The sequence below is a fragment of the Brevibacillus sp. NPDC003359 genome (assembly GCF_042878995.1).
Taxonomy (GTDB): Bacteria; Bacillota; Bacilli; order Brevibacillales; family Brevibacillaceae; genus Brevibacillus.
Map to the genome: position 1 here is coordinate 1 of NZ_JBIAOR010000003.1, position 12,995 is coordinate 12,995.

Genomic DNA, 12,995 nt, shown 5'->3' on the forward strand with positions numbered 1-12,995 from the left:
AAGACCCCTCATAGACGATGAGGTTGATAGGTTCGGTGTGGAAGCGCGGTAACGCGTGGAGCTGACGAATACTAATCGGTCGAGGACTTATCCACAAATTCTTAGCAATCATGCGTATTCAGTTTTGAAGGAATAACGAAGAGAGGAGTCAATCCATTGGATTGGCTCTTTTTCCTATAAGAGAAGGGGAACACATGGAACCAAAAGCAGAGAAAAAATATGAAGCTGACATGTACGAACCGATTCGAAATTATTTTGTCGCACAAGGATATGACGTTTTTGGCGAGGTCAAGCATTGCGATTTGACGGCCATCAAAGGCGATGAACTGATCATTGTTGAGTTTAAACGCAACCTAAGTGTGGAATTGCTCATACAGGCAACCAAGCGACAACGCTATACTGATTTTGTTTATATGGCAATCCCGAAGCCTAAATACAAATTGTTTTCGAAAAAATGGCAAGATATATGCTACTTGGCTAGACGTCTCGAGCTAGGTCTCATTCTCGTGTCCTTTCCAAAAAGAGGGGCAGCAGTCATGGAAGTGAATATATCACCGGGACCGTTTGATCGGGTAAAAAGCAAGCAATTCAATCAAAAAAAGCGAAACCGCATCATTGAAGAGATGCGAGGAAGATATGGCGATTACAATGTGGGCGGGAGCTATCAAACCAAGCTCATGACAGCCTACAAGCAGAGCTGCATTCAAATCGCGACATTGCTCCAGCAGCATGGGCCGTTATCGCCCAAATTACTCAAGAGTAAAGGGGCCGGGGAGAAAGCCTCGTCGATTCTTATCCAAAATCATTACGGGTGGTTTAAACGTGTGCAACGAGGTCTGTATGCGATCACGCCGACAGGAGAGAGAGAAATCGCGGAATACCCTGAGCTCATTGCTCACTATCGAGAACAAGCAAAGGAAATACACCGTCCGCTTACTTTAGACGCAGAGTTGCCATCCTCATCAACTACCAAAGCACAAACCAGAAAGAAAAAACAAAGGCAGCCTGCCGTGATAGAATGACAGGCTGCCTTTTACTATTGAAGGAAAGAATTAGTTCGCGATCCATTCTGTTGTCATTTGCCCCACCAGTGCACGCCCAGCCACAATGTCTGGATGGAACTGGATCGTTGCATTTTGGCGGACGATTTTCACCTGTTGAATGGCATCCGATAATGGCTGTTCATTCGTCAGCTTCCCCCGAGCTTTTGCGATAGAAAGTCCCGCGACCGTGCCTTGAGCCATTGCCACTTTGGCACTTTCAATTCCTGTGATATTGCCGGCAACATAGAGTCCAGGGACTGGTGTTCGCATGCTTTCATTGTGTAAGGGGACATGCCCGCCTAAGGATGGAACATAGGCAAAAGGACACCCGGCAATCGCTGCCAGTTCAGCGAGTGGACTTAATCCCCCTGCGATACAGACGAAATCAGCTGCAATGACTTGTTCGGTTCCAGCTATAGGTGAACCATCGGCTGCGACCCTGGCGATACGGACACCCTCGACTTGAGAAGTTCCGACGATCTCCAGCGCTGCTGTTCGCAGCTGAATCGGGATATCCCACATGGAAAAACCTTTCGAGGGGTAGAGGGCCATTGCCAGCTTTTGCATCCATGGACTCCCCATCAGCTTGCTCCCCAGCCGAATCATCAGGGAAGGGGCAAGATGGGCGACGCGCAATAAGGATTGCATCACTGCTTGAGGTTGCCCCGCGGTGCCGCTAACAGTTGTACGAGGTGGGAGAATCATTCGATCCACCGTAACTCCAGCCAATTGCAATTCCCGTGATATCGCCACCGATAAGATATTGACTCCAATGACTACTCCGCGTTGTCCCACTCGCACGCGCTGCACATTCGTCATGACTTGAGCAGCTCCGATGGACATCACGCCGGGTAACGTCCACCCTGGCACGGGCACAGCTGCTTCTGAAGCCCCAGTTGCGATCAGGAGCAAGGGGACTGTCATTTCCCCCTGTGTTGTAGAGACGACCCAGCCATTCTGGGATTGCGACAAATGGAAGACGGAGACGCCGCAACAGATTTCTACACGGAGACTTTTCGCTTCCTCCGTGAGCCGGGCTGCCTCATCCAGTCCATTCCACCACACGCCGTCTGGTTCTTCGTGAAGCTGTCCGAGCAAGCGGCCCCCAGGGCGATAAAACTCATCGACTACACGAACAGCCAATCCCTCTCTAGCACTTGCAATTGCTGCGGATAAGCCTGCAGGTCCAGCCCCGATAATGAGAAGGTCGATCATGCACGATGTCCTCCTGTTTTCAAAGGCGTAGGAAGGAGTGAACCTGCATTTACCTGCATGCCTTCCTGGACAAGCGTCATACAAGCACGCACGGTAGGAACACCGTCTACATGCACGCGACATTCATAGCAGTGACCGATATTGCAGTAAATTCCTCGCGGCGTTCCTTTTTCCTCATGCACCCGGAGCGTGCGGATCCCTGCGGCCAATAGAGCTCCCGCAATCGTATCGCCTTCGTAAGCCATATAGATCGAGCCGTTATAATAAAAAGAAAGCTGCTTTCTATCACCGAGTGAACCGAGGACCGGATGGTGATCAATGCGTTGACTCATGCCCTTTGCCCTCCAAGCGTATGAAATGAGACAGGTCGGATAGGCGGTTGGTATCCAAGAGGTACAGTATGAGAAGGCGCTTGGCCAGTTACTTGCTGAATGACCTGATCGATCAATGTACGGCAGGTTCTCCCACCGCAGCAGCCCATGCCGGCTCTGGTTCGTAGTTTCAACTCGCGTGCGGTACATTGATAGGTTTGGGCGGTCTCTACCAATTCAGCGAGAGTGACTTCTTCACAACGGCAGATAATCAATGGATGCGATTCCATGATGAAGCCTCCTTTCATTCTTGTTTGATAGAAAATGCAAGTGTCGTGCCATGAGGAAGCGAGTGAGATCGTCCTGACTGGCATAATACTTGCTGAATATTCCTAAAGAACGAGCCAAATCATGAGAAACAAAAGAGGGATGACAGAGATGGAAAAAGTAAAAAGACTGCGAGAACAATTCGATTCACTTGGAATTGACGGGCTGTTGATCACGAATGGACAAAATCGCCGATACCTCACGAACTTTACAGGTACGTACGGAGTTGTCCTCATCTCACGGGATCAGGCCAAGCTCTTCACAGATTTCCGTTACACAGCGCAAGCACAAGCACAAGCAACAGGCTTTGAGATCGTTTATTTGCCGACAAAGGAATCTGTATACAGTGAAATAGCGCGCCAGGCGGAAGTGATGGGGATCAACCATCTCGGCTTTGAGGAGGAGAATGTCACTTTTGCTTTGCATCGCAAATACAGTGAGGCCGTCCAAACAGCATTCATTCCGACGTCAGGTGTCATGGAGGGATTGCGGATGATTAAGACAAAGGAAGAACTCGCAATCATCCGAACGGCTGCGCAAATCGCCGATGCTGCATTCTCCCACATTACTTCCTTCCTGCGTCCAGGTATCACAGAGCTTGCGGTGTCTAACGAATTGGAAATGTTCATGCGAAAAGAAGGGGCGTCGGGCTCTGCTTTTGATATCATTATTGCTTCTGGCTATCGTTCCGCACTTCCTCATGGCGTAGCAAGTGAAAAACTGATCGAAGCGGGAGATATGGTCACGATGGACTTTGGCGCATTGTACCAAGGCTATCGCTCTGATATTACCCGTACGGTTGCTATTGGCACTCCTGATGAACAGCTCAAAGCTATCTACGAGATCGTTCTGGAAGCACGCAATCGGGCTGTTGCAGGTATTCGTCCTGGAATTACCGGGAAAGAGGCAGACGCCTTCGCACGGGACTACATCACGGAGCAAGCCTATGGCGAACGATTTGGACATGGGATGGGGCATGGAGTGGGCCTGGATATTCATGAGGAGCCATTTATGTCCACACGTTGCTCGGCTGTTCTCCAAGAAGGCATGATTTTGACAGTGGAGCCGGGGATTTATATCCCAGAGCTGGGTGGGGTCCGTATCGAGGACGATCTGGTTGTCACCGAGAGTGGCAATGAGGTGCTGACACATTCACCGCGTGAATTGATCATTATGTAAATCGAGAGACAAAAGCCTTGGCCGAGTAAATGGGCTGAGGCTTTTTTGTCTAAAGGCGGTGTCTAAGATTTGAAACACAAGAAGATATACAGTGTACAAAAAAATTTACAACAACCAACGCTAGAACGAAGACACTGCCGTCTTCATTTTTGGCACACCTCTTGCATTCTGATAATTCTGAAAACCAACACATAACGACTAACAATGGGGGTTGATCAAATGAAAAAAAGTATGTTCGCGGTAATGAGTAGCCTAGCAGTTATGGGATTAGCGTTAGCAGGATGTGGAGGGCAGCCAGCGGCGAAGCCAGCCGACCAAGCAACACAGAGTGGACAGTCGAGCACGCAGCAAGCACCTGCCACCACGGCTAAAGAACCAGCAAAAGCACAAGCTCTACGCTGGAATCTTCACTCTGAACCGCCTACAGGTGATCCTGGACTTGCGGAAGACACGACTTCTGCTGCCATCGTCAAAGCAGTTTTTGACGGACTGACACGCATCGGGCCTTCAGGCAAGCCCGAGGAAGCAGTAGCCGAGACGATTGAAGTATCGAGTGATATGAAAACCTACACATTCAAGCTGAGAGACTCCAAGTGGAGCAACGGAGAACCGGTAACAGCGCACGACTTTGAATATGCATGGAAGCGAGCTCTCGATCCGAAGACAGCGTCTAATTACGCCTACCAGCTCTATTACATCAAGAATGCGGAGAAAGCGAATAAAGGAAATGGCAGCTTGGATGATGTCGGTGTAAAAGCATTGGATGACAAGACCCTCCAAGTAGAGTTGACGAATCCAACCCCGTTTTTTCTGGAGCTAACCGCCTTCCAAACTTATTTCCCGGTAAATAATAAGGTAGTTGAGTCAGATGAAAAGTGGGCTGGAGAGGCCAAAACACACGTAGGAAATGGTCCATTCAAAATGGAGTCTTGGGAACACAAAAGCAAAATGGTACTCGTGAAGAACGACAACTACTGGGACAAAGATAATGTCAAGCTGGACAAGATCGAGTTCTCGGTGGTGGAGGATGAAAATACAGAGCTGTCCATGTTTGAAAATGGCGAAATTGACTGGGCAGGCAGTCCGTTAAGCTCGCTGCCAACTGATGCGATGCCAGCGCTTAAAGACAGTGGAAAGCTGCAAGTGAAGCCTGTCGGTGCTACCTACTGGTACAAGTTCAATACAGAGAAACCTCCGTTCAATAACGTGAAGATTCGTAAAGCTTTTGCCTACGCTATTAACCGTCAAAGCTTGATCGACAACGTACTCCAAGCGAATCAGCAGCCAGCGATGGCAGCAGTTCCACCGACCATGGGACTCAATACGGGCGGTTATTTCAAAGACAATGATCAAGAAACAGCTAAAAAGCTGTTAGAAGAAGGAATGAAAGAGCTGGGCATCTCCAAACTGCCGCCGATCAAGCTCAGCTACAACACGTCGGAAGGGCATAAAAAGATCGCAGAAGCGATTCAGGACCAATGGCGCCAAAACCTTGGTGCAGAAATAAAGCTGGAAAATCAGGAATGGAAAGTGTACCTCGAGACCATGCACGAGGGCAACTACCAGGTGGGGCGTCTCGGCTGGTCGGGTGATTTCAACGATCCGATCAACTTCCTCGAGCTGTTTAAGGAGAAGGATGGGGGCAATAACGATACGCGCTGGGAGAATCCGAGATTCAAAGAGCTGCTGAATCAGTCCGCGACAGAGAGCGATCCAGAAAAGCGCAAGACGATTCTGAGTGAAGCCGAGCAAATCATGATGGACGAAATGCCGATTATGCCGATTTACTTCTATACGCATACATGGGTGAAGAATGACAAGGTAAAAGGAATCTTCCAGGATGGTCTAGGCGCAATCGACTGGAAATGGGCATCAATCGAATAATATTCGAATGGGGGATGGACTATGAAAAAATGGGGAAGCGTGATAGTCGCGGCGATGTTGACTCTATCGCTGGCTGTAGCGGGATGTGCCAATCAAGGATCTTCTACTGGAGTTACAGCCGCTGGCGAGATAGTCGTCGGGGTGATACTTCCAGTAACTGGTAACAACGCTACGGATGGAAAAGACATGCAAAACGCCATCGAAATGGCTGTCAAAAAAATTAACGACAGTGGTGGAGTTATTGGAAAAAAATTGAAGATCGAAGTAGCTGATGATGGCTGTGATCCCCAAATGGCGACGACAGCAGCCAATAAGCTGGTCTCCCAAAACGTAGTCGCTGTCGTCGGTGGCTACTGCTCAGGAGCGACACTACCCTCATCGGGTGTATTCAAAAATGCAACATTCCTATGATCGTTCCCGCAGCAAACTCAGCCAAATTGCCAGCTCAAGGCTATGACACCCTATTTTTGATCAATGGTCTAACCCCAGATCAAGCACAAACCGCAGCAGATTACATGGCAGTGAACCAGGCGAAAAAAGTCGTACTCATTCATGATAATTCTGCCTACGCCAAAGACTTGGCCGATTTTGCCAAAGCGTCCGTTGAAAAATCAGGCGGCACCGTCATTGCGTATGAAGCAATCAATCCCGAAGAAAAAGATTTCAGCGCACTGGTAACCAAAGTAAAAGGCCTCCAACCGGACGCCACGTATTTTACGGGCTATTATGCGGCTGGTGACTCATGGTCAAACAATTCAAGCAAAAAGGTGTATCCGGCTTGTTCCTCGTTGGCGATGGCTCATTCAGTGAGGACGTTATCAAGATTGCAGGTGCAGACAACGCAGAAGGACTGCTGATTACCGCGACTCCTACAGCCGAATTCATCGAGGGAGCAGAAGCGTTCACCTCTACGTACAAGCTGACGTACAACAACTTGGCACCGGGTCCTTTCTCTGCGTTGAGCTACAATGCGGTCAATCTGCTGGCAGATGCGATCGGGCGAGCGAACTCGACTGATCGTGACGCCATCAAAAAAGCGATCAAAGAAACAAAAGATTTCAAGGCACTTGGTCAAACAATCTCGTTCAACGCCCAAAATACGCTGGATACCTCCAACTTCGCCGTTTTGAAAGTGATGGGTGGCAAGTTCACGTTAGCGAAGTAGGGCATACGTCAATTATTGCCTCAAGTAAGGATGGTGGAGGAATGGATATTCTCGTCCAAACATTGGCGGACGGACTGGTCATCGGTGCTTTTTACAGTTTGATCGCTTTGGGTTATACGATGGTTTTTGGCATTATCAAGCTACTCAACTTCGCGCATGGCGATTTGTACATGCTCGGTGCATTTGTAGGCTATACCTTGCTCAGCGTGCTCGGCGGAGACTCTTCCGGAGCAGGCTTGATGGGAATATTGATTGTCATATTGCTGACGATGGTGATTGTCGGCGTCATCGGGATGGGGATCGAGAGGGTGGCTTATCGGCCGCTCCTGTTGGCTCCACGACTCTCTATCTTAATTACGGTAATTGGTGTCTCTCTCTTTTTGGAAAACGGCTCGATGATTGTTTGGGGGGCGCAGTATCAAGTGTATCCCTTGCAGCTTTCTCACGACGGCATTAGCCTCTTAGGGGCCAAAATCACGTATGTCCAAAGCGGGCTTGTCCTCATCTCGGCGCTTTTGATGCTGGGCTTGCATCTTTTCATCAATCGTTCCCTGTACGGCAAGGCTATGCGGGCGATTGCGCTCGATCAGACGGCTTGTCATTTAATGGGCATCCATGTGCATAAAGTCATTGGCTTGACCTTTTTCATTGGTGCTTCGCTGGCAGCAGGTGCAGGCACGATGGCAGGTGCTTATTACGGAACCGTCAATTTTATGATGGGCTTTGTCATTGGACTCAAGGCGTTTACGGCGGCGGTTTTGGGGGGGATTGGCAGCATTCAGGGCGCGATGCTGGGTGGGCTGTTGCTCGGGATGATGGAGACAGCCGGAACATTTATTTTCGGCGGTTCATGGAAGGACGTCGTGGCGTTTTCCTTGTTGATCTTGATTCTCGTGTTGAAGCCAACGGGCATCATGGGTGAAAAAGTGAAAGAGAGGATGTAGCGGATGAATCCATCTCGAAAAAAAATCGCTATTGTCCTGTTGCTCACCGTCGCGTGTGTACTGCCGTTTCTGTCTAATAACTACTGGCTAGATGTTGCGACACTTGCCTTGTTCTACGTTGTCTTGGCCCAGGGGCTGAATGTGGTGGTCGGCTTTGCCGGATTACTCGACTTGGGCTACGCCGCCTTTTTTGCCGTAGGCGCTTATACGACAGGCATTCTGATGACGGTCTATCAATGGTCGTTTTGGCTGACCTTGCCGGTTTCCATGGTATTTGCGGCTATTGTGGGTGTAATCATTGGTGCGCCGACACTTCGGCTGCGCAGTGACTATTTGGCAATCGTCACCCTCGGCTTTGGGGAAATCATTCGTATTTTAGCAATTAATCTCACTATTACCGGATCAGCATCTGGCATTTATGGAATCCCGCGTCCATCTATTGGAGGCTATGTTCTTGGCGGACAGATCGACTTTTACTATTTGATCTTGATCATTGCTGTTTTAGCGGTGGTAGCTGTAAAACGGTTGGGCACGTCCCGCATTGGCAGGGCGTGGATGTATATCCGTGAAGACGAGGATGCCGCAGAGGCGATGGGCATTAACCGGATCAATATGAAACTGCTGGCGTATTCGATTGGAGCTGTCATCGGGAGTCTGGCTGGTTCTGTTTTTGCTGTCAAAATGAGTGCGATTGCGCCGCTCAGCTTTAGCTTTACCCAGTCCATCATGATTCTTCTGGCAGTGGTCTTGGGGGGCTTGGGCAGCATTCCCGGCGTCGTCTTGGGCGCCGTGTTGGTCATTGCCTTGCCGGAGCTGCTGCGCTCGGTGGAAGATTGGCGGTATTTGATCTTCGGTGCCGCGCTGGTCGCGATGATGCTGTTTCGCCCCCAAGGACTGTGGCCTGCCCGCTATGAGACGAAACGAGGCACGAAACGTGGCGATACAGAGGAGGCTACGGAAGGGGGCAGTGGTAATGACGTCAAGCTTGACAGTGAAAAATGTAACGCTTAAATTCGGCGGTCTGACTGCAGTAAACGATTTGTCATTTGATATCACCCCAGGCTCGATCAGCAGTATCATTGGCCCAAATGGAGCGGGGAAAACATCCGCCTTCAACATGATCACCGGATTTTACCAACCGACTGCGGGACAGATCATCCTTGCAGGCAACCAGCTCGTGGGAAAAAAGCCAAGCCAAATCACACGGCTTGGCATGGCGCGAACGTTTCAAAACTTGCGGCTGTTTCCGAATTTGACCGTCTTGGATAATGTCAAATCAGGCATGCACAGCCGCACGAGTCAGACTATATGGGGAGCTCTCTGGCAGACACGCGCACAGCGCCGAGAGGAAACATTTATCGAGGATTCGGCAAGGGATTGCCTTCGCTTCGTGGGGATGGAAGACAGTTGCGACCGCATTGCCAAAAACTTGCCGTATGGAGCTCAGCGTTATTTGGAAATCGCGCGGGCCTTAGCTACCAAGCCGCGAGTGTTGCTCCTCGATGAGCCGGCTGCGGGGCTGAATTATGAGGAGAAGGAAGACCTGATTGCTTTGATCAAGCGACTCCGCAACCATTACGAGCTGACAGTGCTGATCATCGAGCACGATATGGGTTTGATCAAAAAAATATCGGAAAAAGTAATCGTCCTCGATTACGGCCAGAAGATCGCAGAGGGAGCCCCCGAAGATGTGCTCAGCAATCCGCGTGTTGTAGAAGCCTACCTGGGAAAGGAGGAGGAGGCGATATGACACCACTTCTGACAATCAGCGGCATGCGTTCGTGTTATGGAAAAATTGAAGCGCTAAAAGGCATCGACCTGCACGTGCAGGAAGGCGAGATTGTCGCACTGCTAGGCAGCAATGGTGCAGGTAAGAGCACGACACTCAAAACGATCTCTGGAATCGTTCGACCTACCAGTGGAGATATCTTGCTACATGGACAGAGTCTCGTAGGCTGGGCTCCTCACCAAATTGTCGAGGCAGGCATTATCCATGTACCGGAAGGCAGGCGGATCTTTGCTGGCTTGACGGTCCGTGAAAATTTGGAGCTAGGCGGTTTTACACAGAGGAAAGAGAAGGCGGCCATCGCAGAGGGGATTGAGCAGGCTTTTGCGTTCTTCCCCAGATTGAAAGAGCGGAGTGAACAAATGGGAGGAACATTGAGCGGAGGCGAGCAGCAAATGCTCGCAATCTGCCGCGGACTCATGGCACGTCCAAAGCTCTTGATGCTAGATGAGCCGTCAATGGGGCTCGCCCCGATTATTGTGCAGGAGATCATGAATATCATTAGAGAAATAAACAGGCAAGGCACAACGATCCTTTTGATCGAACAAAATGCCAAGGCAGCGTTGAAGCTTGCTCATCGGGGATATGTAATGGAGACAGGGCGCATCGTTATGGAAAATAAAGCAGACGTGCTCAGGGCCGACGATTCGATCGTCAAGGCGTATTTGGGTGCATAGGCGGAGTGGCACAGGATAATTGCTCGATGACAAAGGAGGAATCAACGATGGAATTGATTCGAATTTTGTCTGAGGTGTTGCCGCCCAAAGAAGGGCGACGTTTTCCAGATTTTTGTTCGCGTTGGCGTGCGTTTTTTTGTTGTAAAAAGAGGCTGTAGTGGGGGGAAGAAGCGTATTTCCAGTTTACGCTTCGGCCTACGCCCCACAAGGGGTTAGACTGTCCGCTCCGAAATGAATGTCGGGAGTGCTTCAAACGTAGAAGTTTCGAAGAGGTATTCCATAAGTGAAGCTTAAATTCCCCGCCATTCATTCCTACGCGGCTTTTGTAAAACATGATTGCAAGTCGATCCAAGAAGGAAGTTGAACAACTCACGATCATTGAGTCTTCAAAAAGAACCACCAATGTTTCACAATCGCAATTCGATAACTCAAGATGATCAGCTAGTATAAGGAGTCTACCTTGACATGGCTCAAAAATGCTTTAAAAAGCAGGATGAACACCTAACTGCTCGAAAGCCCTGTCACATGTTTGAAAGGAGACCGCCCGAACGAAGAGAGGAAAAAGGCGACTGGAAAACATGTGGCAGGGCTTCCCCGTGCACAACCGTTGAAAGACAACGATTTTTTACTTACCCAATTTGTTATACAGCGTGGCCCGCGAAATACCCAGTCTTTTCGCAGCGGCTTGCTTGTTGCCGTTTTCCAGCTCGATGGCTCGCAAAATGACACGGCGCTCGTGCGCTTCGATTTCTTCTTGCAGAGAAAAGAGATCGGGAGGGAGCTCAATCGGTACCTGCTTACTCTGACCTTGCAAGGAATACGGCAAATCTTCTTCTTTGATCACCCCGTCTGTCGCAAATACCACCAATCGCTCAATCGCATTTCGCAGCTCGCGAATGTTGCCTGGCCAGTCGTATTGGAGCAGGTTTTGCATCACATTTTGTGAGATGGCATGAATGGGACGATTGTAACGTAAAGAGAATTCATAGAGAAAAAAGTGAGCGAGTTCAATCGTATCTTCAATGCGTTCTCGAAGCGGAGGGATTTTCAGCGTCACGACATTGAGCCGATAGAACAGATCTTGACGAAACTTCCCTTCCTTCACGAGCTCCTCCAAATTTTTATTCGTAGCGGCAACCACACGGAAGTCTGCCTCAATCTGCTTTGTCCCTCCGACCGAATAATACTTTTTCTCTTGAAGCACGCGAAGCAGCTTCACTTGCATATCGAGCGGCATTTCTCCCACCTCGTCGAGAAACAGCGTTCCTCCACGTGCCAGCTCAATCATTCCTTTTTTCCCTTTTTGATCCGCACCAGAAAAGGCACCTTTTTCGTACCCGAACAGCTCGCTTTCAAACAAAGTAGGCGAAATCGCGCCGCAGTTGATGGCAATAAAAGGCGCATTGGAGCCTTCCCGCACATCGTGCACCGCTTTGGCGAATAACTCTTTGCCGACGCCACTTTCCCCTGTGATCAAGACAGTTGCTTGTGTAGCGCTGAGTTTTTGGATCATGGACTTGATATGGCGAATGGAGAGACTCGTTCCCTTGATCTGTGCAAATGGATCAGGGGTCGGACTGAGCTTCGCCATTTCCTGCTGCAAGTGATTCACTTTTTTATTGGCGTTCAACAGCTCCTGGTTCAGTCGGACCTGACTCGTGATATCGGTTTCCGCCGCGACCGCACCGATGATTTTGTCATGCAAATAGATCGGGTTGGTATTGATGAGCACGACGAGATCCTCCCGCGGCTGATGCTGATGACGATAGAGAGACTGTCCGCTTTGGAGCGATTTGAGTGTTTCGAGCATTTCGAGCGGGAAAAATTCGGTGATCGGGCGACCCATCGTTTCTTTTGCTTTCAAGGAAAAGATTCGTTCGGCCCCTTCTGTCCAAACCATCACACGCGCTTTTTCGTCGATGACGGATATGGAAGCATCCATGGTCTTGATCATCGTCTCGAAATACGCTTCCAAGATCTCATACGAGGAAAAGATGGCTTGGATGACTGCACCTCGATGAAGGTAGCCGACAGGGACTCCGGGCTGTTTTTCGATCAGGAGATAGTTGTGAGTAGCTAGCAGATGGATGGCGTCGGCCAATGTTGAATCCAATGGCATCACAGCAGCTGGTTCCCAAGGGGCTTGTGTGCAATCGATCGTCAAGTTGGCGGTGAAAAGGGAAGAATCGGCGACATGCCAGCTGGTTTGACGCTGGGTAAATACAGGAATGTTTTCGTCCAACTGAGGAGGGAGAAGCTCTAGATCGTTGAAAATCCGCATGTTTGTCTGTATCAACTCGGTTAAGGCAGGAAGTTTGTGATTCAACTCGATCATCCCTTTTAAAAGAGGTAGTTCAAGTGTATAAAATTTTGAACATTTTCTCATTTATTATACATTCGCTCTTTCTGTTGTCAAAGAATTTAGACGAAATATTTTGCGAATCGCGCTTGGAACAATTGGCAT

At 49.5% G+C, this 12,995-nt stretch carries 12 protein-coding genes, 1 rRNA gene and 1 pseudogene; 10 read left to right on the forward strand and 4 right to left on the reverse strand.

Annotated elements, in window-relative coordinates; translation table 11 throughout:
* Positions 1-95, forward strand: a 23S ribosomal RNA gene (locus ACFYU8_RS11815); the annotation flags it as partial.
* Positions 96-194: 99 nt separating this feature from the next.
* Positions 195-1,022 carry a DUF2161 domain-containing phosphodiesterase gene (locus tag ACFYU8_RS11820; protein ID WP_390298648.1) on the forward strand — a complete coding sequence of 276 codons (828 nt, stop codon included), beginning with the start codon at positions 195-197 and terminating at the stop codon, positions 1,020-1,022.
* 30 nt (positions 1,023-1,052) lie between these two features.
* Here ACFYU8_RS11820 and ACFYU8_RS11825 read toward each other — a convergent pair whose 3' ends face one another.
* The 3 genes from ACFYU8_RS11825 to ACFYU8_RS11835 are packed head-to-tail and all read right to left on the reverse strand — an operon-like array spanning position 1,053 to position 2,859.
* A complete protein-coding gene (locus ACFYU8_RS11825) occupies positions 1,053-2,258 on the reverse strand; it encodes an NAD(P)/FAD-dependent oxidoreductase (protein ID WP_390298651.1) in 1,206 nt (401 codons plus the stop codon).
* On the reverse strand, positions 2,255-2,590 hold the full coding sequence (locus ACFYU8_RS11830) for a (2Fe-2S)-binding protein (protein WP_390298654.1): 336 nt from the start codon (positions 2,588-2,590) through the stop codon (positions 2,255-2,257). Before ACFYU8_RS11830 ends, ACFYU8_RS11825 begins: the two co-directional genes overlap by 4 nt.
* The gene (locus ACFYU8_RS11835; RefSeq protein WP_390298658.1) at positions 2,587-2,859 is read right to left on the reverse strand and encodes a (2Fe-2S)-binding protein; all 273 of its coding nucleotides are present in this window, start codon (positions 2,857-2,859) and stop codon (positions 2,587-2,589) included. The genes ACFYU8_RS11830 and ACFYU8_RS11835 overlap by 4 nt, the downstream gene beginning before the upstream one ends.
* Positions 2,860-3,007: 148 nt before the next feature.
* Between ACFYU8_RS11835 and ACFYU8_RS11840 the strand changes: the two genes are divergently transcribed.
* From ACFYU8_RS11840 to ACFYU8_RS11875, 8 genes and pseudogenes are all read left to right on the forward strand, one after another.
* A complete protein-coding gene (locus ACFYU8_RS11840; RefSeq protein ID WP_390299788.1) occupies positions 3,008-4,075 on the forward strand; it encodes a M24 family metallopeptidase in 1,068 nt (355 codons plus the stop codon).
* A 219-nt stretch (positions 4,076-4,294) separates the two neighbouring features.
* Complete coding sequence (locus ACFYU8_RS11845; RefSeq protein ID WP_390298661.1) at positions 4,295-5,959, forward strand: peptide ABC transporter substrate-binding protein; 1,665 nt, start codon at positions 4,295-4,297, stop codon at positions 5,957-5,959.
* Positions 5,960-6,145: 186 nt separating this feature from the next.
* Positions 6,146-6,816 (forward strand): annotated as a pseudogene (locus tag ACFYU8_RS11850) (branched-chain amino acid ABC transporter substrate-binding protein).
* Complete coding sequence (locus tag ACFYU8_RS11855; protein WP_390298664.1) at positions 6,738-7,124, forward strand: ABC transporter substrate-binding protein; 387 nt, start codon at positions 6,738-6,740, stop codon at positions 7,122-7,124. The pseudogene ACFYU8_RS11850 and the gene ACFYU8_RS11855 overlap by 79 nt, the downstream one beginning before the upstream one ends.
* A gap of 41 nt (positions 7,125-7,165) precedes the next feature.
* Complete coding sequence (locus ACFYU8_RS11860; RefSeq protein WP_390298667.1) at positions 7,166-8,068, forward strand: branched-chain amino acid ABC transporter permease; 903 nt, start codon at positions 7,166-7,168, stop codon at positions 8,066-8,068.
* Positions 8,069-8,071: 3 nt separating this feature from the next.
* Positions 8,072-9,079 (forward strand): branched-chain amino acid ABC transporter permease, encoded by a 1,008-nt coding sequence (locus tag ACFYU8_RS11865; protein WP_390298670.1) that lies wholly within the window; start codon positions 8,072-8,074, stop codon positions 9,077-9,079.
* A complete protein-coding gene (locus ACFYU8_RS11870; protein WP_390298674.1) occupies positions 9,042-9,818 on the forward strand; it encodes an ABC transporter ATP-binding protein in 777 nt (258 codons plus the stop codon). Before ACFYU8_RS11865 ends, ACFYU8_RS11870 begins: the two co-directional genes overlap by 38 nt.
* Positions 9,815-10,531, forward strand: a complete 717-nt coding sequence (locus ACFYU8_RS11875; RefSeq protein WP_390298677.1) for an ABC transporter ATP-binding protein — start codon at positions 9,815-9,817, stop codon at positions 10,529-10,531. Before ACFYU8_RS11870 ends, ACFYU8_RS11875 begins: the two co-directional genes overlap by 4 nt.
* Before the next feature lie 625 nt (positions 10,532-11,156).
* Here ACFYU8_RS11875 and ACFYU8_RS11880 read toward each other — a convergent pair.
* Complete coding sequence (locus ACFYU8_RS11880) at positions 11,157-12,917, reverse strand: sigma-54 interaction domain-containing protein (RefSeq protein ID WP_390298680.1); 1,761 nt, start codon at positions 12,915-12,917, stop codon at positions 11,157-11,159.
* Positions 12,918-12,995: the final 78 nt, after the last annotated feature.

Bases quoted from the DNA above. Each gene is read 5' to 3' on its own strand.
- ACFYU8_RS11820 (WP_390298648.1), top strand. From the start codon at position 195: ATGGAACCAAAAGCAGAGAAAAAATATGAAGCTGACATGTACGAACCG.
- ACFYU8_RS11825 (WP_390298651.1), bottom strand. From the start codon at position 2,258: ATGATCGACCTTCTCATTATCGGGGCTGGACCTGCAGGCTTATCCGCA.
- ACFYU8_RS11830 (WP_390298654.1), bottom strand. From the start codon at position 2,590: ATGAGTCAACGCATTGATCACCATCCGGTCCTCGGTTCACTCGGTGAT.
- ACFYU8_RS11835 (WP_390298658.1), bottom strand. From the start codon at position 2,859: ATGGAATCGCATCCATTGATTATCTGCCGTTGTGAAGAAGTCACTCTC.
- ACFYU8_RS11840 (WP_390299788.1), top strand. From the start codon at position 3,008: ATGGAAAAAGTAAAAAGACTGCGAGAACAATTCGATTCACTTGGAATT.
- ACFYU8_RS11845 (WP_390298661.1), top strand. From the start codon at position 4,295: ATGAAAAAAAGTATGTTCGCGGTAATGAGTAGCCTAGCAGTTATGGGA.
- ACFYU8_RS11860 (WP_390298667.1), top strand. From the start codon at position 7,166: ATGGATATTCTCGTCCAAACATTGGCGGACGGACTGGTCATCGGTGCT.
- ACFYU8_RS11865 (WP_390298670.1), top strand. From the start codon at position 8,072: ATGAATCCATCTCGAAAAAAAATCGCTATTGTCCTGTTGCTCACCGTC.
- ACFYU8_RS11870 (WP_390298674.1), top strand. From the start codon at position 9,042: ATGACGTCAAGCTTGACAGTGAAAAATGTAACGCTTAAATTCGGCGGT.
- ACFYU8_RS11875 (WP_390298677.1), top strand. From the start codon at position 9,815: ATGACACCACTTCTGACAATCAGCGGCATGCGTTCGTGTTATGGAAAA.
- ACFYU8_RS11880 (WP_390298680.1), bottom strand. From the start codon at position 12,917: ATGAGAAAATGTTCAAAATTTTATACACTTGAACTACCTCTTTTAAAA.